This window comes from Stutzerimonas stutzeri SDM-LAC (assembly GCF_000235745.1).
Classification (GTDB): Bacteria; Pseudomonadota; Gammaproteobacteria; order Pseudomonadales; family Pseudomonadaceae; genus Stutzerimonas; species Stutzerimonas stutzeri_H.
Window position 1 is genome coordinate 1 of record NZ_AGSX01000071.1, and the last position, 1,197, is coordinate 1,197.

Genomic DNA, 1,197 nt, shown 5'->3' on the forward strand with positions numbered 1-1,197 from the left:
CACCATCGCTTACCGCACCTACCGCTATGACTGGCGATTTAGCCGCCTCACGACCGCCGCACCTACACACCCAGACCGAACACTTCGCTAGCGCCGACGCGGCACAGATGCCGCGCCGGCCAAAGGACCGCCAGTCATGAATGCACCAATCAACGCCTCAGCCCTTAGTTGCAACACGTCCTCCGTCCCAGCCAGACGTAGCGCTCTTCCGTTACCGAGTCCCGCTTTAATGCGTCAACGGCTGCCCCTCAGCGCATCGCTTGACGAGTGTGTCCGAGATCATCGAAAGGCCATTCGCGCCGTGCTCAACGGCGATGACCCGCGCCTGCTGGTGGTGGTTGGCCCTTGCTCGTTGCATGATCCGGTGTCCGCACTGGAATATGCCGCGCGGCTGGCTGAACTGGCCCCGCAGGTCAGCGATCAGCTGCTGCTGGTAATGCGTACCTACGTCGAGAAACCGCGTACGACCGTCGGTTGGAAGGGGCTGGTTTACGATCCGCGACTCGATGGCAGCGGTGATATGGCCGAAGGGCTGCACCTGTCGCGCCGGTTGATGCTGGATATCCTGGGGTATGGGCTGCCGATCGCCTCTGAGCTGTTGCAGCCCCTGGCGGCGGGCTATTTCGATGACCTGCTTGGCTGGGCGGCGATCGGTGCACGTACTAGCGAGTCGCAAATTCACCGTGAGATGGTCAGCGGGCTCGACCTGCCGGTGGGTTTCAAGAACGGGACCGATGGCAGCCTCGGGATTGCCTGTGATGCCATGCGCTCGGCTGAGCATCCGCATCAACACTTCGGAATCGATGAGCTGGGGCATCCAGCGCTGCTGAGCACGAGCGGCAATGGGGATACCCATCTGGTGTTACGTGGCGGACACTCAGGACCGAATTTCGACGAAGACAGCGTCGCAAAGGCCCGCGACACGTTGCAGCGCCAGGGCATTGCTCCGCGCATCTTGGTCGACTGCAGTCATGCCAACAGCGGGAAAGATCCCCTGAGCCAGCCGGCGGTGCTGACGTCCATTATTGATCAGCGTATGGCTGGCGATTCGACTCTGCGCGGCGTGATGCTTGAGAGTCACCTGTTCGACGGCTGTCAGCCGCTGTCGGGCAAACTGAAATATGGCGTGTCCGTCACCGATGGTTGCCTGGGCTGGGCGACCACCGAGGCAATACTGCGTCAGGCGGCGGATCGGCT

At 62.1% G+C, this 1,197-nt stretch carries 1 protein-coding gene; it reads left to right on the plus strand.

The window, feature by feature from the left end:
* Nucleotides 1-136 precede the first annotated feature (136 nt).
* Nucleotides 137-1,197: 3-deoxy-7-phosphoheptulonate synthase (locus tag PSTU_RS0109030; RefSeq protein ID WP_036992874.1), on the plus strand; the 1,061-nt coding region annotated here is incomplete at its 3' end.